Annotated in this window: 11 protein-coding genes; 3 read left to right on the top strand and 8 right to left on the bottom strand. The window is 35.3% G+C overall.

The window, feature by feature from the left end; all coding sequences use genetic code 11:
• Positions 1-120: 120 nt before the first annotated feature.
• The 6 genes from H7F21_RS08500 to H7F21_RS08475 all read right to left on the bottom strand — a co-directional run bounded on the left by H7F21_RS08500 (position 121) and on the right by H7F21_RS08475 (position 15617).
• On the bottom strand, positions 121-1104 hold the full coding sequence (locus H7F21_RS08500) for a PorP/SprF family type IX secretion system membrane protein (protein WP_185789218.1): 984 nt from the start codon (positions 1102-1104) through the stop codon (positions 121-123).
• A gap of 30 nt (positions 1105-1134) precedes the next feature.
• A complete protein-coding gene (locus H7F21_RS08495) occupies positions 1135-9357 on the bottom strand; it encodes a T9SS type B sorting domain-containing protein (RefSeq protein ID WP_185788841.1) in 8223 nt (2740 codons plus the stop codon).
• A 73-nt stretch (positions 9358-9430) separates the two neighbouring features.
• Complete coding sequence (locus H7F21_RS08490; protein WP_185788840.1) at positions 9431-11998, bottom strand: PorP/SprF family type IX secretion system membrane protein; 2568 nt, start codon at positions 11996-11998, stop codon at positions 9431-9433.
• 1 nt (position 11999) lies between these two features.
• Positions 12000-13469, bottom strand: a complete 1470-nt coding sequence (locus tag H7F21_RS08485) for a T9SS type B sorting domain-containing protein (RefSeq protein ID WP_185788839.1) — start codon at positions 13467-13469, stop codon at positions 12000-12002.
• A 67-nt stretch (positions 13470-13536) separates the two neighbouring features.
• Positions 13537-14859 (bottom strand): hypothetical protein, encoded by a 1323-nt coding sequence (locus H7F21_RS08480; protein ID WP_185788838.1) that lies wholly within the window; start codon positions 14857-14859, stop codon positions 13537-13539.
• A 266-nt stretch (positions 14860-15125) separates the two neighbouring features.
• Positions 15126-15617, bottom strand: coding sequence for a hypothetical protein (locus H7F21_RS08475; protein WP_185788837.1), 492 nt, complete (start codon positions 15615-15617; stop codon positions 15126-15128).
• 400 nt (positions 15618-16017) lie between these two features.
• Between H7F21_RS08475 and H7F21_RS08470 the strand changes: the two genes are divergently transcribed.
• From H7F21_RS08470 to H7F21_RS08460, 3 genes are all read left to right on the top strand, one after another.
• Positions 16018-16680, top strand: a complete 663-nt coding sequence (locus H7F21_RS08470; protein WP_246431448.1) for a peptidase associated/transthyretin-like domain-containing protein — start codon at positions 16018-16020, stop codon at positions 16678-16680.
• A 212-nt stretch (positions 16681-16892) separates the two neighbouring features.
• Positions 16893-18647 (top strand): patatin-like phospholipase family protein, encoded by a 1755-nt coding sequence (locus H7F21_RS08465; RefSeq protein ID WP_185788836.1) that lies wholly within the window; start codon positions 16893-16895, stop codon positions 18645-18647.
• 153 nt (positions 18648-18800) lie between these two features.
• Positions 18801-19343, top strand: a complete 543-nt coding sequence (locus tag H7F21_RS08460) for a lipocalin-like domain-containing protein (RefSeq protein ID WP_185788835.1) — start codon at positions 18801-18803, stop codon at positions 19341-19343.
• A gap of 495 nt (positions 19344-19838) precedes the next feature.
• Here the strand turns inward: H7F21_RS08460 and H7F21_RS08455 are convergent, their stop codons facing one another.
• Positions 19839-20786, bottom strand: coding sequence for a M28 family metallopeptidase (locus tag H7F21_RS08455; RefSeq protein WP_185788834.1), 948 nt, complete (start codon positions 20784-20786; stop codon positions 19839-19841).
• A 4-nt stretch (positions 20787-20790) separates the two neighbouring features.
• Positions 20791-21888 (bottom strand): serine hydrolase domain-containing protein, encoded by a 1098-nt coding sequence (locus H7F21_RS08450; protein WP_185788833.1) that lies wholly within the window; start codon positions 21886-21888, stop codon positions 20791-20793.
• Between the last annotated feature and the right edge of the window lie 69 nt (positions 21889-21957).

The raw sequence follows: 21957 nt of genomic DNA, 5'->3' as shown, positions 1-21957 counted from the left end.
GATTAAAATCCTATGCCAAAAAGAAGAAATGATGGATTACTTTTTAGAAGCCGTCTAGGTTTTGTTCTAACTAACTAAATCAAAAAACCACAAGTCGCCTACTTGTGGTTTTTTACTTTTCTATCTGTAATAACTCTGACTAGTGCCTTTGGTACATGGACAATTACTTGCATTTTGCAATAGGTTCAATCCAATGGTTACAACATGTGTCCCGCTATTAAAACCAGATAATTCATTTAAAGTCAATTGATAGGAATATGCAAAATATATATTGTTCTGTAATATACCAGCCATTGGTCCAACGTTTAGTGGATCGAAGAATTGATCATTAAGAAAACGATACGAAGCACCTACCCAATAATAATCACCTTTTCTATTGAACTTTCGATACTTGAAATTAACATCTGTAGAAGAACGTTTATCACTATCAAACAATTGAAAGAATACGGAAGGCTCAAATTCTACATCCTTATTTTTCTTTGGTTTTATGACATACCCGGAATAAATTTGATAATTCAGTAGACGACTTGGCTCTAAACCAACAAATGGGTCCGTATCTTTTGAAACTAAATTATTAGCATTGAGACTCAACCAATAATTATCCCATCTGTATAGAATACCTGCATCAAAATTATTATTATTTACTGATCTATCGTCGGTTACAGCTGGATCTAGAATAGGCGTATCATAAATATTATTAAAATTTTCAATGTCTATTCTAAAGCTGTTAATATTATAGGATATTCCGAAAGATAAGTACTGTTTCGATTTCCAATCTAACATCAAATGGTGTGCAAATGACAGTTTTAGACCCTTTTGTCTTGTATTACCATTCTTATCATTATAAGCCGAAATACCAACACCAGATTGATTAGCTATTCTAAAATCTGCATAAATAGATTGATTGTCAGGCGCGTTTTTAATACCTACCCATTGTGTTAATCCATTGGCTCTAATTTTTAAATTATCGCCTATACCTGCGTATGTTGGAGAAATTACAAAATCATTATCGGCAAGGTACTGTGTCCATACAGGTAAATTGAGTTCTTGTCCGTAAGTCTGCATCACGGCTAACAGCAGTATATATTGAATTATTCTTTTCATCATAAGTAGGTTTTAGTCAGTCAATTTGGGTTACCTGTATAGTGTAAAATGTCCAACAAATTCTTTATCAACATTCGGGTCATTGGTTTTAACAACAAACCAATAGTCTCCAGTTGGTAATTCTTGTCCATTATATCTACCGTCCCATACTTCGCCAACATTATAAGTTGCGACCTTACGGCCATATCTGTCAAAGATGTCAAAAGTGAGGTTAGGATAATTATCTATACATTCTGGTGCCCAAGTATCATTTTCGCCATCACCATTTGGTGTAAACCAATTAGGAATACAAGGTCCAACAAATTCCATTTCTATTTGAGCTTCGGCCATACAGCCAGCACTATCGGTAACTGTAATAATATACAATCCAGTTTCTTCAATAGTATAAGAACTGACGGTACCATAACTCTCGTCATTTAGTGTAAACTCATAATCGCCTGTACCGCCATTGGCATTCGCGATGATTTCATTTAAGCCACCTTCAGTTAAGGTCAATGTTACTGGGTCATAACTTTCAATATCAAAGAATTCCGTAGTTTGAATACAGCCATTGGTATGTCTGACTTCTATATAGTGATCAGTACCAGCAGGAACATTTTCAAATTTATTACTGATTTGGAATGCTCCGCCATCTAATGAATAATCGAACTGCGATAAATCTGTGTTAGAATCATCTATAGTAACTGTGACGACATTGCTCTGCACATTATTTTCACATAAATACTCAATTTCAGTTTCAGGATTGATTGTTACTGACTCTGGGAATGTAATATTCCATTGTGATTCGCAATTTTCTGCATCACGTATATAAACAATATGATCTCCACCACCAAGATTAGTAAAATCAAATACGGTTTGAGCTGCAGTACCAGTAGTGTAAGGACCATCGTAATTGTCCAGACTTACACTATAAGGCATATTTCCTCCTGAAATATCAATACTAAATTCTCCATTTCCATCCCCTTCACAAAGTTCTGGGAACAACGAATTGGCAACAATAGTAATGAGTACAGGCTCTGGTGTTGCTATTGTAAAATTAAATGTTAAGTAACAACCAAGTTCGTCTTGCACAATCAAGTCATAATCTCCTGGTGCCAAGTCTTCAAAAATATTGGTCTCAAAAAATTGATTCAACTGTGGAGAAATGGCATATTTTATAATACCTGTTCCACCAGTCGCCGTAATTTCCACACTGCCGTTGTCATTTCCTGCACAAGTCACATCGCTAACCGCGATAGTGGCATCAAGTTGTGTTAATGGCTCTGTAATTGTAATTGGAGCAGAGGTAGTACTACAATCACCACTTTCTACAACAACAATGTAATCTCCAGCTACTAATTCCGTAAAGTATCCTGGACTATTTTCAGTTGCAGGAATCGTTGTTCCAGAGGTGTCTTGTAATGTATAACTATAACCTCCTAATCCACCTTGGGCAGTGGCCAAAATAGATCCCGTATTATCACCAGCACAATTAATGGTTGGATCAGAAGATTCTAGATTAATCACTAACTCAGGAAGAGCATCAACTGTGATGTCATTAGATGCATTAGATGTACATCCATTAGCATCTCTTACGTAATATGTGTATGTGCCTTCTGGAACTGGGAATGTTATTGATGTGTTAAAACTACCTAGAGTTGTAGTAAAATTATTTGTATTGCTATAGGTATATGGTCCTGTGCCTCCAGTTGCACTAAGCGTTAGAGTAGATTCCACTAGACATGTTTGTGTAGAAGTCCTCACCAAGTCTACTTCGATAATTGTAGGGTTGGCTATGACAATATCCAAAGATGTCATTTCACAATCAAATCCATCTGTTATGGTAATAGTATAAGTTCCAGCACCCAGGTCATTAAATACATTGGATGTTTGTGGACCTGATGAACTCACTACTGGAGAAGTAGTATTTAGCGTGTAACTGTAATTACTACCTTGACCTCCAGAAACCATAGTTACGGTTATACTGGCATTTTGGTCACCAAAACAAGCCAATGTACTTACGCTAGGCGTAAATGTTGCTGTTATTGGATTTGGTTCATTTAAAGTAATCGTCTCCGAAGTAATACATCCTTCTGCATCTCTTGCATTTACTGTATACGTTCCGGCAGATAAATTTGTGAATACGTTATTAGTCGAATAAGCCGCAGTAGCATCGCCAGTTAACTCATATTCATAACTTCCCCAACCTCCATCTGCGATAGCAGTTATAGTACCTTGTCCATTATTACATGTAACATTTGATGTTTCGGAGATATTAAGCGTTAAAGCTTCTTGAGGTGATGCGATAACGACAATAGCTGTATCTGAACAGAACGGCACTTCAGTTTCTGTAATTACTACGGAAAGTGTTCCAGATGGCATACCGTTTACTGTTAATGGATTGGTAGATGTATTGGCGTTTACTACACCAGTTACTGATGCGCCTAAATTGTCAAAAACTTCATAAGTGTAAGCACCAGAATAGTTGGTAACATCAATATTAAAAGAGCCCGAATTATCTGCAAAACACGTGACACCTGAAGGTGTTAGCGTAAACATAGGGATTGTAGCTTCAGGTACTGAAATTGTTGCTTCAGTAGTACATAGCAATACCGTATCGGTAATAGTTACTGTGAAAATTCCTGATGGGACACCAGAAAACGTATTTCCAGCAAGACTAATTGAAGTAGGGCTGGGAGAAATACTATACGCATAAGAACCAGAACCGCCTGAACCTGTTACTGTAATTTCACCATCATCATTATTACAAGATGGCATTGCCGTAACATCAGACGTTATTTCAATTGGTTCATCTATATCAATAGATATAGTATTTCCACAACCATAAACATCTTGAATTTCGATTGTATGTGTTCCTGCAAATAAATTAGAAATGGTAAATGGAGCTGTTTGTGTTTGGAACGCTCCGCCATCAATACTATAACTATATGGTGCAGTACTTGGTGTATCCAGTGTAACCTCTATTTCGTAATTACCGTCAGTAACTTCACAAGGGTCGATAAGAACTGCTGATATTAATGGTGAAGTATCAAAGTCTACAATAGTAACCGGACTAGTAACAATACAACCAAAAGCGTCTAACACATGTATATAATAACTGCCTGCATCGACATTAAATATGCTCACAGAATCCCATCCAGTATCTGTTGCGAGCGGAGCAGCAGGAGATGATGTAATTTGATACTCATATGGTGCTGTTCCATTTTGACCAATCGCACTAATAACACCAGAATTAGGATTACAATTTGCATTTTGATCTACAGAAACGGATAAATCCAATGGAACAGAAGATTCAATTATCTCAAAAATTTGGGAGGCTGTATTACAACCGTTAAACGATCCTGTACCATTTTCAGTGAATACGATATAATATTGACCAGGTGATAATGTTCCTGGAACAGGGGTTGTTACTGTTTCGGGTACACCAAAGGTTACAGAAACACTGCTTGGTAAACCAACTAACTGGTTATCAAATGCTGTATAAATACTATAATCTACCGAAGTAGTTGTACTATCAAAATTATCTATAGTAAAGGTAACACTTCCATCTGCTGCACCTAAACATGAAACATTGTTAGGTAGCACTGATGATGTTATTGTTGAAGCGGGATCAATTGCGGCATCTGCTGATTCCACATAATAACAATCTGTCACCAAATCATGAACCACAAAAGTGTATATAACTCCTGGGATTAAATTTGTAAATGTTCTTGTACTACCACCTGGTGTATCTGGCGGAAAGAATGTTGAGGTATAGGGTACGGTATTGAATTCTAGAATACCAAATTCATAACTTCCACTTCCAACTGCTGAAACGGCAGTAACTTCTGCAGTTCCTCCCGTCGTACAATCTGGTACAGCTACATTGACATCAATTAATAAATCTGATGGAGGAGAGGCAATGACTATTTGCTGTGATAATTCACAACCATTGGCATCAACTACACTAATAGTGTATGTTCCAAAATCAAGACTATTAAATGTGTGATCTTCATTAGATGTAGCATTGTAAGGATTACCAGGAATTACATCTCCAAAGTTATTGGTAATGTAATATGAAAAAGGTGATGTCCCTCCAGAAATATTTTCCACAGTAATAGCACCTAAAGAAGATCCTCCAGGGTTAGTACATGTAATGTCTATTTTGCTTAAATCAAAGTTAATAGCGTTGGGTTCAGAAATTGTTATGAATTCTGTTGAGGAACAAGAGTTGGCATCCGTAATGGTTATGGTATAAGCTCCTGCTGTAAGACCTGAGGTTTGTGTACCATAATCCGTGCTTGTAGTATCATTGTTAACATTGATGGTAAACGGAGGCGTTCCTACTGTATTATCAATAGTAATATCTATTGATCCATTAGAGTCACCATTACAAAGAACAGGTTGACTTACCACCACTGCACTAAACGCAGGTGGAGATATCGGATTAACAGTTATTACTGATGATTCAGCGGTACAACCGTTCGCATCTGTCACTTGAAATTGATATGTTCCATTATTGGACGTGTTATAAGTGAAAGCAGCTCCTGTTGATCCCAATGATGCATAAGCGGCGCCATTAAATGAGATAGCATAAGTATAGGGTGCGGTTCCGGTTATGGTTCCCGTAAATTGAGCATCGGGAGTCGCGGTACAGTCTAATCCTTCAGTTAACACAACATTTATAGTCGGAGTTTCGATTGGATCAATAGTGAAAGACTCACTATAAATACAATCGTTTTCATCTCTTACCTGAAATGTATAAGTGTCAGGAGCCAATCCAGAAAATACGTTTGAAGTCTGGTATGCAGTTACAGCAGAAGCTGGAGCAATAATTTGATATTCTAGAGTTCCAGTTCCACCCGTAGCACTTGTAATTGTTACATCACTGGTCATCGATGCACAATCAACTGGAGTGTTCGAAAACGCTAAGTCCGTTGGAGGATTTAAGGCATCTAATACAATGTCATTCGTAATTGCCGTACAATCATTATCATCTCTAATGGTAATTGTATACGTGCCTTGAGTTAAACCCGTAAATACGTTACTGTTCTGGAAAGTGGATCCGTCGAGACTATATTCGTAAGGTGGATTCCCTCCTGAAACAGTAGTAACTGTTATAGTTCCATCACTAGTACAATCGTATGGCGCTGTAAGCTCAGCTGTACCTGATATAGCTGTGTTCTCAATAATTGTAACTGTTTGCGGAGCTGTTGTACACACTGCAGTTCCAGAGGTGTATTGTACAACAACATCATAATCTCCAGCAATTAAACCAGTAAAAACAGATGAGTTTGTAAATGTAGATCCTCCATCTATACTATATGCAATACTATTTCCATTAGGATTGGTAATGTTGACTGCAATTGTGCCTGTATCACCCGTTCCACCACATAGAATATCAGTAGTGTCTATGGTGAATTCTGGAGCAAGAAAATCATCAACTGTAATAGTGGTACTCGAACTACAGTTGTTGGCATCTACTACAGTAATATCATAAATACCAGGAGCCGTGACAACAACTTCGGGGACGGATTGAAAATCAGTCGTACTATTTATAAAATAGTAATATGGTGGTGTACCACCTTCTGCATAGATGGTAATCTCACCATCAGTACAACTTAATGGTGTTGTAAGTGCAGCAGTAACTGTTAATAATGGAGGTTCAACTATGGTTACATCTTCAGAATATAGACATCCATTTTCAGTTTCAACAGTAACCGTATATGTTCCAGGATTTATACTGTCGAAAGCGTAAGTATTATCCACAACTGGTCCAACAGTATTCACTATTGTTCCACTTTCACTTATTGTAAATGTATATTGAGGGTCAACATCATTTGCTGCTAATGTAATGTTTCCTTTATCACCAAAGCATAATGGTTGTGACACTGTGGATGTTACTGTAAAATCCCTATCTCTAATTAGTACATCTGGCACAGAAAATACACAAGGATTAGTTGGCACTCCAATCTGTCTTACATAAACAGAATAGGTTCCAGCTACATTAACAGAAAATATATTGCTTGTCTGATAATTTGTACCATCAATACTGTATTCGTAACCCGACGGTACATCATTTACAGTAATGCTACCATTTGTAGTACATATAATGTCTGTAGATACGACTGTTGGTTCTAATAAATTTTGATAAACATTAAAATAGAATTGATTAAAACATCCTCCAGGATAATTAATCGTTAATCGGAATTGACCTGAGGTATCTGCCAAGAAACTTGAGCCATTACCAACGTTATTCCAGGTACACGCTGCATCTTCATTCGCACAATCTGGATCTGTTACTGCCGAGCAACTAGATTCATCTAATTGTTCCCATATTATTGATGTTGAATCTGAAATGTTAGTTTCAATTAATCTTGAATCATTAATACCACATAAAAATATGTTAGGCAATAATTTTCCATCGTTAGGACATGTTACCACTTCGTCTGCGTACGGTATCACAGGATTAGTTATGTCACCTCCAAAGAGTTGCACGTTGTATTGCTGCTCAATAGATTGACATGGCGCAATCGCCGTATTGAATGAATAGTAAGTTCCCGTTTGTGTTACTGTAATGGTTTGGGTTGTTCCAATGACTGGCGTTCCCGTTGGACTTGTAGACCATGAATAAGAATCATACCCATTAGCTGCTGTTAATTCTAGACTTTCTCCACAAAGGATTTCATTTTCTTCAAATGTACAGTCTAGATCAGCTAAGAAATTTGTGGCTTGAGGTGTTAATAAACACCCTGTATTACTATTGACACTAGGGTCATCTGTTATTGTGAAATCTGGGTTTATAGTACCTTGGTAGGTCGCATAAGCTTGATTGTTGATGATATTGGAACAAGCATCTGCCAATTGTCCACATTCATCAACTACTCTTGCATTAATACGTATTTCATAAACAGGATCATTTTCCTCAACAAGAGACTCATCAATATCAAACACTAGTTCTCGTGTAGTTGGATTGTAACTTTGAACCGTAACTCCTGCAGGTAATACTAAATCGGTAGGATGATCATATAAAATATTAATTGGTAAAATATCCCTTATCGTCAAATTTGTAGCGTCATCGTTACCATTGTTTTGAAAACCTATAATGTAGGTTAGAGGATCGCCTAAATCTACAAGTTGTCCTCCAATATCATTGCCCATATCATCTTCAACAATTTTTGTTAATACAATATTCGGAGCAATAATTTCAATAGCAAATGCACTGAAGTAATAGTAATAGATATCCAAATTACTTCCTAAACTAATGTCGGCTGTAGTTGCACCATTGGCAATCAATGAATTTCCAGGGTTTGGAATATTTATGATACCAGCATCAAATCCTAATGTGTTGGTACTATTAGGTGTTCTGTCCAGGAATAGTTCCGACGTATTTGTAGTGTAATCTATATCTGAAACAGAACTGTTAAAAAAGTTATTACCTGGTCTGATCAAATTACCAGCGTCGTTGGTTGCACTTATAGTTGTTCCGTTAAGCCTCAGGTAATCACCTGTATAGCCTCTATCACCTTCAATAGTACTAAAAGCAAATTTAGCTCTAACTGGACCTGTTGGAATGGTGGTAAATCCCGAAACTGGAAATGTTTCATTTATAACACTGGTGATTTTAGTAAAACCATCAAATGATGTTATGTACTTACTAGGTAAAAGAGGATCTTCATAAACCACGAATAATGACCAACCTGCTGATAAGCCTTCAGCATTTGGCTTTGGACCAACCAAGGTTGATATGTTAGCCACAGTATAAGTACCTTCAGGATCTGGTAAAGCTGTTAGAATATCTGTAACGTTATGATAATAGGCATAAGTGTTCGAATTATTGTTATTTGCTGCATTTTGATAATAAATTTCCGTACCACTAATATCTAAATAGGAACCTCCTGGGACTTTAAACTTTATGTCACTAATAGGTTCTGTGCCATTAACTACGGCACTCCAGTATAAACCAGCATATACAATTTGATAGCAATTTAAATCACTAGGAACGTCTAAGTTGGCGCTACTAGAGTTAAATGTTGTTGGATCACCATCAATATCTACATAAACTGCGGCATCGGCATTATCATTAGTTTGGTTTCCATTATAGGGGTCAGTAGGGTGTAAACCAACGTTACTATTACCGATTAAAAGCATATCGCCTTTTATCGCTTGATCGTAGCGCGGTGAGAATGGAACAACATTTTGTGCAAACGAGGTCATAAATAGACACATCGTTACCATAACAATTGCTATTCTTGAAAAAGTAGGTTTTTTCATGATATTTTGTTGTTTTACTTCCTCACTTTTTCATGGGGCAATGAAAACGTGAAGAACTTGCTTAACATATTTACTATTCTATTTTCACGAGGGTCATATTAATATTATACGGTCTGTTACCTTTTGATGACATAGCACTATTGGCTTGTCCTATATCTTTATATTTATCATAATAGATATAGTACTTACTTGTATTAACATCAAAAAAGAAATCTACATCACTACGTCCAGAAGCCATTACTTTTTTCACGAAATCGTTTCGTTTCTTAACATCGCTATGTACAGCTATGATTAAGTAGTAACCGCTTTCTACGTTCTTAACATTCTTTAAAATTTGAATGTTGTCACCTTGTGCTTCACCAAAATCAAAATCATCTGACGTGTATGGTGTATCTGCTAACTGTGTTGTTCTTTTTATATTCTGCAATATGGCTCTATCTTGAGCATATCTATCTTCTTCATTAGTATAGGCAGCACGTTTTATTCTTCTTCTTTTTTCAAATTCTGTTGCTACTCTAATGGTTTCTAGTTTCGCCTCTAGTTGCTCTTTTACCTTGACACTTTTTAATTGTTCTTGTGTTAAGCGTTTAATTTTGTCCTTGTAAAAGAGACTCACTTCATCTAGTTCGGTCTCTTTAATTCTGGTTCTCTGCTCATATAGCGATTTTAATTCGTCAATTTTCTCATCACGTGATTTTATAGCATCTTCTAAACTTGACTTAATCGCATTTAATTTATTGTTTTCTGCGGTTACACTTTTAAATGGTTTAGGTTGCACAGCAATACCTTGCTCACTTAGATCATTCTCTTCTTTTAAATCCTTGAGATCTTTATTTTTTATCTCAACGATATCATCAAATTGTTTTAAAAGATCAGTCTGAGCGGCATTGGCGCTATCTGCTTCTTTTGTTATAGCGAGCATTGATTTGCCGATAGCATCATTTGGATTCGAAATTAAATCTGCCTTTGCTTTAGCTTCTGCTTCATCCTTAGCCTTTTGTTCAGCCAATTGTTGTGCTCTAGCTTCCGCTTCTTCTTTAACTTTTTGTTCGGCTAATAACTTGGCTTGCGCCTCAGCGTCTTCTCGTGCTTTTTGTTCTGCTAATAGTTTAGCTCTAGCTTCCGCTTCTTCTTTGGCTTTTTGTTCTGCAAGATCTTTAGCTCTTTGCTCTTCCAATAATTTTGCTTGCAGAGCAGCCTCTTGCTTAGCTTTTTGTTCTGCTAACTGTTTTGCTCTAGCTTCCGCTTCGGCTTTCGCTTGTTGTTCAGCCAACTGCTTTGCCCTTTCTTCTGCTTCTTGCTTGGCTTTCTGTTCGGCAATTTGCTTTGCCTGTGCTTCGGCTTCTTCTTTAGCTTTTTGCTCTGCCAATAGTCTGGCTCTTGTCTCGGCTATCCGTTTAGCGCTCTCCTCAGCTTCTGCTTTGGCTTTTTGTTCTGCAAGTAATTTAGCCTGTGCTTCAGTTTCTTGCTTAGCTCTTTCTTCTGCTAATAACCTTGCTTTTTCTTCGGCTTCCTCTTGTGCTTTGGCTTTAGCTTCTTCTAGCGCCTTCGCCTCAGCTTCTTTTTTAGCTAATGCTTGAGAATCTTTATCCAGTTTCGCTTGTTCTCTTCGTTCTGCAGCTCTTTCTCTTATCTCTGCAAGTTCGGCCTCCGACGCTTTCACTATAAGTTTCTTCTTTTTCTTTTTGAAAAGCCCACTTACTTCTTCATCGCCATTGTAGTCCAATCTTTTTCTAGGTATAAACCTGTAGGCCAAGGTAATTTCATGTGAAGGTCCAAATTCTACTAAATCTCCAATTGCTTTCTCAATATTATACTCTAGTGCAATATTTTTAGTAACGTTTAACCCTAGACCACCTGATACACCATATCTGTTGTTATAGCCTAATTGAAACCATATACCACTTGGAACCATCATTGAAGCTAGACCACCAATAATAGTTTCATCCTTTCTAAATTCTGATGTAATTATCCCCGAGAATTTAGTGTCTTCGAAAAAACCGCGGCCATCGAAATAACCCGTATGCATAACATGGGCTTGGATACCTTGTATAGGATCGTCCTCAATCATTGTTGAGGTTTCGAGATTATATAGAACAAGATTATTAATGGAAATACCAAAATCTAAAAATTTTGTACCAAAATTAATTCCAGGATTTACAGTAAGTAAAAAATTATCCGGCACGTTCTGCAATGAAGGATCATCAAAATTAGTGACAACGTTAGACGTATTAATACCACTTTTATAAGCACCAACATTTAAGCCGAACGTAAGGTTGGTATTCTGCTTTAACTTCACATTGTAGGCGAAGTTTAATAAACCTCCAAATGTTGTTAATACACCATAATTTCTTTGAAAAGCAGCAATACCAGCACCAATATTTTCTGAAAAACGCCCAGAATAACTTCCTAAAAGGGTTTCAGGAGCATTATCAAACTGAACCCATTCACGTTTATTGTTAAAGCTAATGTATCTATGCTGTTCTCTTACAAAACTAAATGTTGGATTTATAGCATAGCGATTAAACATTAAAGAATTTCTAATAGGTAAATCAAATGACACCACACCATCAGTATCCTGAGAACAGACAAGCTGTACAGAAAAGATTAGTATAGTTAGTATCAAAAGATTCAATTTCATTCTATTTTATTAGTGTTATAGATCCTTTTTTTGTTTTACCATCAGTGGTCGTGATGATATAATAGTATACTTGATTGATAGCGGATAAGTTTAAGTCATCTATTGGCCAATTATTCTGATAGTCCATAGTTTGAAATACAACTTTACCTTGTTCATTTAATATGACAACTTCAGTATTGGTACCTGTCGTGTATTTTAATGGTAATGTCCAAGTATCATTTGTAAAATCTCCATTTGGACTAATGATATTTGGTATTTTATCTACATCGGGAAAAGGGTCTACGCCTTCCTGAATCGTGAACTGATACATAATGGAAGCATTACAGCCTGAAGTTTCAGTAATCACTACCTCATAATCTCCAAACTCTGTTGCATCATATGTGTTTTGTGATGCACCTGGGATTATTTCATCATTATAATACCATGTAAACTCAGGATTTGCAGCTGTAGTGGTGATCTCTATTGTTAGCGTTTCTCCCTCGAAGAGTTGGTTAGTTTCGTTTACATTAATTTCACTTTCAAATAGTTCACTTACCAATTCTATTGATCCTGAAGCCGAACAATCTCCCAAATCCACTTGAACAGAGAATTCACCCGACTCGTTAGTTTGGTAGGATTGGTTTGTGGCATTTTCAATCTCCACGCCATCTTTAAACCATTGATAACTTAGGCCTCCAATGGTACTTAATGTTGTTAAGCCTTGTTCTGGGCAATATGGATTGCCTAAGCTCGATACAATAGTTGCATCTGCTTGGCCAGATATACTCACTTCACTTATAGTCACACGATTAGAAAAGGAATTGGACGTGCATGTACCATAATTAGTTTCCACAAAATAAGTTCCCTCTTCACTTACGGTCAATGTTGGGCCATTAGCTACGAACACTGAAGTCGTTGCGCTCGTCTCTTTATACCAATTAAAAGTTAAGCTAGGGTAGTTTAGAGGTGAGTCATTATTACCTGTACCTGGATTATCGATGGATAGCAAATAACTTCCACCAGTACAATAGGCTCCAGTTGAGACTAGGTTATTTATAGTGAACGGCGAATCTTGAAGCTTATAATAAGCTGCAAAGCTCATTGATGGTGTGCTTGTTGCAGCTGGAGCAGTACTTACAATCCTAATCTTATAATCTTCACCAGCAGTGGTTTCTGGTATATCAAAATTTAATGTCGCTGGCGATTGCGTTATCGATCCGGCTGATGATGTATAAACTGTTGTTGCATTGGTAAAATCTCCACTAGCATCAGATAGTTCTATTATAAATTGATTTGAACTTTGCAATGAAGACTCAGGAGAAAAAACAAAAGTGGTATTGAAAGAATTAAAGGAATCGCTTGCACATGCCTGACTAAAACCTAAATTAGGTGTACCTATAACTACCTGTGCGCCTGTATGATTTTGCAAGGCAAAAACAATAAGGCACAGTAATCCTTTAAGTAGGTTATTTAGGTTAGTGATTAGGGGCATCTTAGTAAGGTGTAATTTTCTTATCTATAAGCGATTACATATTTTGGTTAAATAATTTGTCTAAATTTTAATCGTCATCGTCATCATCATCAAAGAAATCATTTGACGCAATGATTCTATTTACTTGTAATCTAAAATCTGGGTCGCGACTATTTTTAGCATCAATAAATGTTTCATCATCAGGACCTTTGGCATATAAATTGTCAAAAGCTCTGCTACCGTACCAGCTTTCTAAATCGTCATTATTGGTGAAACCTTTTCTATAAATGTTTCCTTTACAGTTATTAAAGTATGTTTTAGTGAATTGAATCTTCTCAAGGTTTTCATTATTAAGTTGAATCATGTTATCCATTACGACGGCAGGATAAAAACCTGAAATTACACTTCTATTTATAGAAAATGATACATCAGCACCAATATAAATGGCCTCTTGTACCAATCCCATGCTTATATCTGATTTTAAATCTTCAGAAATAGTAACAAGGGTTAAGTTTTCTGCATTAACGAAAGTTTCCTTTTTCGAAGTATCTGCCTCCTCTTTAATGTCATAAGATTTAACGACAATGCAACGTGAGCCAGTTGGACTCGAAATATAAGGAGATCTAATAGCGAGAGAATTAATCAATTGAGATTGTGCACCATAATTAAATTCGTAATCGTTTTGATTAGATCTGTAGGATACGACTTTTTCTAAAATGGTGGTACCTCCCATAACATTGATGGAATTTCCTGCACAATAGCTTACCATTACATTTTCTACAACAGTTTTGTTACCTATACCAGCAAGTGTAAGCCCGTTGAAATAACCATACTCTTTTGTTCTCTTGCCTGCAAATTCAATTCTAATGTAATTTAATATGCCTGAATTACTTTCAACATCTGTACCGCCATAGGCAATACTTTCAGTTGATGATGTTTCTAATCCGTAGTTTAATGAGGATACATTACCGAAGATATTTAACGGAGCATCGCCAAGAACGAACAAGCCTCCCCAGTCACCTTGTTTTTTGTTGCTTCTACTAGATGTGAATACGATAGGGTCGGTTTGAGTACCGTTAGCAATTATTTTAGAACCTTTGGTAATGGTAAGAGATCCTTTGGTTTTAAAATCTCCGAGGATAATAGTTCCAGGTTCGATAGTCAATGTAGCATCATTTGTAACAAAGACATCACCTAACAGTAAATAAACATCTCTCTTGCGTAATTTTGTATCCTTGGAGATCTTGCCACTTAAGATCTGTGTTGGCTCTCCATGTCGTAAAGTACTAGGTTTAAAATCTGTCCAGGTATTTAGCCAGTTGCTGTAACCTGTAATTCCTTTTTCTTGTTGAGCAAAGCCCAAACTAGCTGTCAACAGAAAAAATAGCGCGGTTTGAATAAATTTTTTCATAGTAGTTAATTCAATTATTTTAGATTAAGGGGTATTATAGCTATAGTATCAAACATAGTAATTAAGCCTATGAAGCACAAAAAATATCGATAAAATACGTTATTTATTATAAAAATTATTATTTTTCCTACAAATAAATTATCATTTTATACTGGTTTGACGTTTGTAAGTGTGATAACAATATCAATAACTATTTACTTTTACTAACTAAAAAACCTCGTCATACAATGGACGAGGTCTTTAATTTATCGAATTATTTGAACTAACTAATCCTCCTTAAAATCATTGTATGTATGCAAAGCTTTAAGCGTAGATTCGTAGAACAAAATTGCGGCGATTAAATCGTTTGTGTCAGAATAAGGCAAAATCTTGGTTTGGAATTCTACAGCACTTTCAAAGTAATTATCAGTCGCTTCAATATTGTCTTCCAAGGCCTTTTTATTATCTTTTGTTTCAGGAATTCCTAATGATTTCATAGTAACTCCTGGTTTTGTAGCGAAAGCAATATTAGGTAAGATATTAATTATAACTTCTATACGTTCTATATATAAACCAAGTAATTCTCCTTTAGACATAGCGTCCAATTGTTCTCTACTGTGATATTTTGATATTCTAACATTACCACTAATAATGCTTTGAGATAGCTTTTTTTTCTTTTTTACGGTAACGACTTTTTCTTGTACGGTATTTTCTTGGGCATGACCCATACTCAGCATTAGGAAGAAAAATGTACCAAATAAAGTAAGTTTTGCTTTCATGTTTTTAGTTTTAGATTCGGTCTAATGGAGACAAATCTATATAAAATTATAAGAAAAACAATCAAAATTGTACATTTTCGGCTATTTTTTTTTAACACTTTAAGTGCATAAAACACGGATAAACTGCGTAAATACTGGATAAAATGCATATTTAGTCGACGAAATACATGTGTGCATTTTTCGCTTTTTTATGTAGTTTTTCTATCAAAAAATCAATCATTTTGTTTTATTTGATGTCCATATCACCTAAACTAAATGCATTTTTTAAGATATTATACCAACTATCAAATTCAAAGAACTAAATTTCGAAATTTATTAGAAATCATATTAATAATTATTTGATAATCAAGTATGTATTTTATCGAAGATTTACGTTGTTTTTTTCTATTTATCGTAAAAATTGGACATATATAAGATTTTTATTGTTGTCATAGATTTTTGGGGGAATTTTGGTCCGAACCCAAATCATATTGCCGAAATGAAAAATCTTATTACAACGTTTTGTCTTATTTGCTTTTACAGTGCAATCCAAGTAGTATCTGCCCAAACTAGTCCAATATATGATAGAGCAGAATCACAACTAAGTAATACAGATACCATTCCTGATTACAGATCAAAAACCAACAAGTTAAAATTAACAGGCATCGTTTATCAAAATGATGGTGTTACTCCAGCTAAGGATGTTATCTTGTTTATAGAGCAGCCAGATGAAAATGGTGATTTTGATTTAAGAAGATCTGGAGATGAGCGTTATGTTTTTCACAGAAGTTGGGTAAAGACTGATGAAAACGGTAGATATACATTTTATACATTTGTTCCTGGTAATGATAGACGTTACAACCAAATGCAGCAAATATTTCCTACCATAAAGGAGGATTCAAAATCGGAAATAAAATTGGAATCTTTACTTTTTAACGATGATCCTTTATTAACGAAGCGTTGTCGTAAACGCCTGGCTAAAAAAGGTCATGAAACGAGAATACTAGATACCAAAGAAGAAAACGGCGTGCTTATTGCCAATAAAGATATTGTATTACCAAAACATACTGAACCGATACTATAACAGTATATGTTTTATTACAACCGCGAAAAAGTTCCAGACATAATGTTTTGGAACTTTTTTTATGCCTCAATTTTGACTAAAGTACTCGAATAGATATTCTAAAAACCTGTATCTTTAACTATCCCTTAATGATATCTTGCTATTAATCCTTTTGACAAACTTATTTCCAACATAATGTGTGAGCTATGTTGGATAAATTAACGTATGATATTATGAGTATTACATCGAAAACATTTCATTTAGGACTAACGATGGCAGGAGCTGTTTCGGCAGGAGCATATACTGCGGGTTTTATGGACTACGTTCTCGAAGCTTTATCCGAATGGGAGAAAGCAAAGCAATTAAACAAGGGCAACCCTAATAGCAGTATACCAAAACATAATGTTTCTGTAGATGCAATTGGTGGTGCTTCAGCTGGAGGCATGGTTAGTATGATTACGGCTTTAGCGCTGTGTGAAAAGAATTTTAAACCTGTAAAAAATGTTTCCAACAAGAAAACTGGAAATATACTTTATGACAGTTGGGTGTTTTTAGACGATGATGATAGTCTTTATGATGGCAGTGGGAGAGGAGAAACCACTTTTAAAAAGATGTTGTCCAATTCTGATCTCGATGACAAAAAAGGAGCACCATCATTGTTAAACTCAAGACCTATTGATAAGATTGCAGAACGTGTTTTTGATAACCTTTCAGATGATTGGTGTATTTCTAATATTCCTGAATATATTTCCAAGGATTTAAGAATATTACTCACTATTACCAGTTTAAGACCCTTGGACTATAAAGTAGGTCTTAGCCGATTACAGTCTAAGTTTCTAAAAACCATTCCACCATCACATCGCGTGAGTAATCATGACATTGTTGCACATTTTAAGATTAACTACAAAGATGGCAATAACAATGATACTGAAAATTATCTACCATTTAGACCAGTCCCAGATTCAGATCATATCTCCAATAAGGATTTGTTAATCAAGGTTACTAAAGCAACAGGTGCTTTTCCTATAGGTTTATCTCCACGTTATTTTGAGAATGAGTTCCCTAAGAAATATGTTCAAAATAGCTTGAGTAAACGAAAGCGATTTACGGCTAATATGGATATTGAATTTGATGATTTTGATTCAGATGATTTTAAATTCACAGCCGTTGATGGAGGTGCTATAAATAATGAACCTTTTGATGAAGTCTTACGCTGCCTCATCGAAAACCATGGAAACATAGACGAAAAGAATCCAAAGTATGGAACGATCATGATAGACCCTTTTCCGAATTTTAGGGATTTGAAGACTGATAAAGATCCAGATTATGAAATAAAGAGTATTATGGATGTTATTGGTAATCTCGTACCGACTATTCTCAACCAAGCAAGAAATAAGCAAACAGATACTTATGGGGCAGAATTATTTAAACTCATGGCATACCCACTTAAATACAAAGCGCTAGGTAATTTAACCGAAGACCTTGAATATCCCTTGGCAACTGGAGCTGTTGGTGGTTTTGGAGGGTTTTTGGATATTAAATTTAGGCAACATGATTTCTTTTTGGGACGTAAGAATGCCAAAAATTTCCTGAGAGGATTTTTATTTTTGGAATGTGATGCGGACGATCCAGACAATTTATTTCATGGTGTTAGCGCAGAGGCTGTTGAGAAGTTTAAAAAAGAAGACAATGGCAAAATTTATATGCCTATTATACCAGATGTAAGTAAGCTAGATCCAAATGACGACTCTAATCCGTCATCCTATATCGTTCAAGAGTTTCCTGAATTTGATATTAAAGCTTTCAGGCAATATGAAAAACCAATTAGAAATAGGATAAAAGCTATATTAAAGGCGGAACTTAATAATAAGGTTTCTGGCTGGTTTTGGTGGATAGCCAAAGGTTTGGTTGTTGGCAGAATTGCAAAAAAGCTTACCGATTGGACAATAAAAGCCATTGAAAAAGATTTTAAGAAAAGAGGTATGTGAGCATTCTCTTTTTGACTTAAGAAGCATGATATAGAGAGATTTATGACTTATCAATAAAGAAATAATAATTGTTCTTTACTTTTTGGTCTTAGAGAAAGTTTAAGAAATAGAAATTCATCTCTTTCTTTGGAGTTCATAATCTAAAAAAGAACAATGAAATTATCTAAGCTAACTTTGCTTGTATTATATATCGCAATATCAAGTTTTGCATATGCACAATCCAAGGCAAGTCAAACAAAAAAGGATAAACGATCAATAGGAGAAAGGCAAAAAATTCTTGGTTCATGGAAACTGCAGGAAATTCAATACCAATACACTGACACGACTTACATTGTGAACGATGAAGATCACGGGCGTTTTATCTTTACAGATTCTAACTACGTGTTAATATACAATCCAAGAATGCAAAAGCGCAAGGCCTTTGACAACTTATCAAAACCTACCATAGAAGAAATCTCAATGGCTTTTAGAAGCATTGTATTTAATACAGGAATTTACGCAATAGAAGACAGTGTTATTACAACGACGGCAGATATCGCAAAAGTACCAGGCTTTGAAGGAGGACGTCAATACTATAAGCTAGATTTTACAAATAAAGGTTTAGAACTAGTCATGTACGACGAAACCTATCCTAATGGCAACAAACCAGAATGGTTTGGAAAATTAAAGATTAAATTTATTCTTAAAAAGGAATGATTTCTTTAGGCAGTGACAACGATAATAAACTTTTTCCTATTTAGCATTAAATGCAGATTTTTATTTATGAGAATATTAATTACTATTAGGTAATAAGTGTCTATATCCAATATATTCTGTTTGAATTTCTGAATAAAAATACACCTGCTACGAGAAATGACGCACTAATTATGACTCCTTTCGTGTTAAATAATTGATGATGTAAATGACTTTCAGATATTTCCTTTAAAAAGCTATTTGCCAGAAACAACAGAATTCTTACTGATGCCCAAATGATTATTAAAATACTCCAAAAACGAAGTGTAAGCTTAACTTTTTTGTTTAACACTAAACTTATGCCAATTATTGCAAATATTGATAGAATTATAAATGCGGTCACATAACTCTTCAGTAATGCATATTGAATGGCTTTTCTCAAAAAGAATAACAGACTAAATAGGAGTGTTATGAAAAAAAAGCGATGACGAATAAGTAATTTAATAAGTGCGCTCATAATTATTTATTGTTTAATAGATTTTTAATTGCAGTTTCTATAAACGTTGTTGATGAAAGAAGATATTCAAAATTAACGGTCTCAAATGTATCTTTAGCGGTATCTTTATAAGGTGTGCTATCTCCATGATATACGCATTCACCTGCGCCTATAACATTAAACCCACTTCTTACAAACTCATCAAAATCTGTAGAGTTATTGGCATAATTGACGGGGTTGATACTAACATTTAAAATAGGTTTCTCAATACTATTTGCCAAAGAGATGTAATGATTTTCTAAGCTTTCTGAAGCCGTATATATCTCTATCGCGTTATCATTATCGCCATCCCAGCCAATCATATCAAAGCAATGAACAGATGTTATATTCCAATTATTTTTATTGATAAGTTTTATAAATTCCTTACTACCAACGTTTTCTTCTTCCTCTTGATCAAAAAATACCAAAATAACATTTTGGCTCCGGTAATTTAGCTTTTGTAGTTTCTTAACAATAGAATAAATTAGTGTAACACCAGTGGCATTGTCAATAGCACCAGGTGCATTTCTACGTCCAGAATCATAGTGTGCACCTAGCACAATGTATGATGCACTTTTTATTGTGGCGGGTAGAATAGTATAGATATTAGTACCTTTAAAAGGTTCAATTAAAAGGTCTACACCAAAATTTATATTGCTGTGTTGATAGTCCTGTTCAATTGGTATTAAATGGAGTTGACTAACTATAGCTTTAAAATATGCTCTTGATAGTTCTCTTTCTTCAGGTAACCATCTGCTAGACAGCCTAACGTTCTTGGCTAGTTCATATTTTCCAGATAATTGACCTATGATGCGTTTTTGCATTTCGGCCATATCTTCGGGTAACTTTTGAAACTCTAATTGCCTTACTTCTTGTCTGGAGCAGGAGCTGAATCCTAGAAGTAGCCCCATAATAACTATAATCCTTTTCATAAAACTATTTCCTGTATTTAAGAGTTGCCCAAGTTTTTAGCGTGTTTTTTAAAACGGCATCACCTTTATCACCATTGGTCATCATGATTAATCCGCTTTTTGTTGTAAAGTCAAGAAAGAAACCAGATTGCCATCCAGTATTAGAGCCAGCATGGCCCTTAAACTCCATTGGACCAAATTTTAGCACTCTAAAACCTAGTCCATAGACGCCTTGAGACTTAAGAGTAGGCGTGAGCATGTGTTCTAGCGTTTTTTCCGAGACTATGGAATGGTTATGAAGTATATCGTTTACAAATAATACGAAATCTTCGAGTGTAGTCTGAAGTCCCGCAGCCGCTTTAGCAGTAAAATATTCAAAGGGTAATTCTTGCATATTTTCATCATATGGAACGGCTGATTTTTCTAGCATTGTTTTATCAACGTCAAATGAGGAATTATCCATTTTTAATGGATTGAAAATTGTTTCTGCCATAAAATTTTCAAATGATTTTTTAGTCACCTCTTCTATGATTAATTGCAGTATGGTATAACCACCACCAGAATATTTGAATTTAGTTTGTGGTTCAAGAATAATTTCAACTTTTTCATCATTACGTGCAGGTCCATTCTTACCATTTAATGACGCTTCTAGAGATGGAAGTGCATCCTTATTTATAAATCCTGGGTAGCCATGTACAGAAATTCCAGCGGTATGACTTAACAAATGTCTAATAGTAACTTTAGATGTGTCATATCCGCTGCTGGGTAATTTCCATCGGGTGAGATATACTTCGATTGGTTCATCCAAATCAATTTTACCATCTTCGACTAATTTCATTACACCAAATGCGGTAAAGAGTTTAGAGATAGAGCCTATGTTGAAGCCTGTTGTTGAAGTAATAGGCTCGCGTACTTTTAAATTTGAAAAGCCATAGCCCTTCTTTAGGCTGATACGACCTTCATCAAACATGGCAATGGCCATTCCAGGTACTTTTTTCTGCTTTATAAATGAAGATACTTTCTCATCTACAGCATTTCGAAGTGAATCGTTAAGTTTATTATTTTGACCAAATACCGCAATAGAAAAAAAGAATGCAAATATCGTTAATAGGTTAGTTTTCATAAGTATTGATTTTTAGAATTATGAGGTAAACCTAAATTGATACTAATAGTTATCAAAATTTATATGTTC

Source organism: Winogradskyella flava, assembly GCF_014243395.1.
In the GTDB taxonomy this organism is placed as follows: Bacteria; Bacteroidota; Bacteroidia; order Flavobacteriales; family Flavobacteriaceae; genus Winogradskyella; species Winogradskyella flava.
The sequence above is the reverse complement of the archived record's forward strand: the minus strand, read 5'-3'. Positions and strand labels throughout refer to the sequence as shown.

What these genes read in the sequence shown, in the direction of transcription:
- H7F21_RS08500 (WP_185789218.1), bottom strand. Translation starts at nt 1,104, where the DNA reads ATGAAAAGAATAATTCAATATATACTGCTGTTAGCCGTGATGCAGACT.
- H7F21_RS08495 (WP_185788841.1), bottom strand. Translation starts at nt 9,357, where the DNA reads ATGAAAAAACCTACTTTTTCAAGAATAGCAATTGTTATGGTAACGATG.
- H7F21_RS08490 (WP_185788840.1), bottom strand. Translation starts at nt 11,998, where the DNA reads ATGAAATTGAATCTTTTGATACTAACTATACTAATCTTTTCTGTACAG.
- H7F21_RS08485 (WP_185788839.1), bottom strand. Translation starts at nt 13,469, where the DNA reads ATGCCCCTAATCACTAACCTAAATAACCTACTTAAAGGATTACTGTGC.
- H7F21_RS08480 (WP_185788838.1), bottom strand. Translation starts at nt 14,859, where the DNA reads ATGAAAAAATTTATTCAAACCGCGCTATTTTTTCTGTTGACAGCTAGT.
- H7F21_RS08475 (WP_185788837.1), bottom strand. Translation starts at nt 15,617, where the DNA reads ATGAAAGCAAAACTTACTTTATTTGGTACATTTTTCTTCCTAATGCTG.
- H7F21_RS08465 (WP_185788836.1), top strand. Translation starts at nt 16,893, where the DNA reads ATGAGTATTACATCGAAAACATTTCATTTAGGACTAACGATGGCAGGA.
- H7F21_RS08460 (WP_185788835.1), top strand. Translation starts at nt 18,801, where the DNA reads ATGAAATTATCTAAGCTAACTTTGCTTGTATTATATATCGCAATATCA.
- H7F21_RS08455 (WP_185788834.1), bottom strand. Translation starts at nt 20,786, where the DNA reads ATGAAAAGGATTATAGTTATTATGGGGCTACTTCTAGGATTCAGCTCC.
- H7F21_RS08450 (WP_185788833.1), bottom strand. Translation starts at nt 21,888, where the DNA reads ATGAAAACTAACCTATTAACGATATTTGCATTCTTTTTTTCTATTGCG.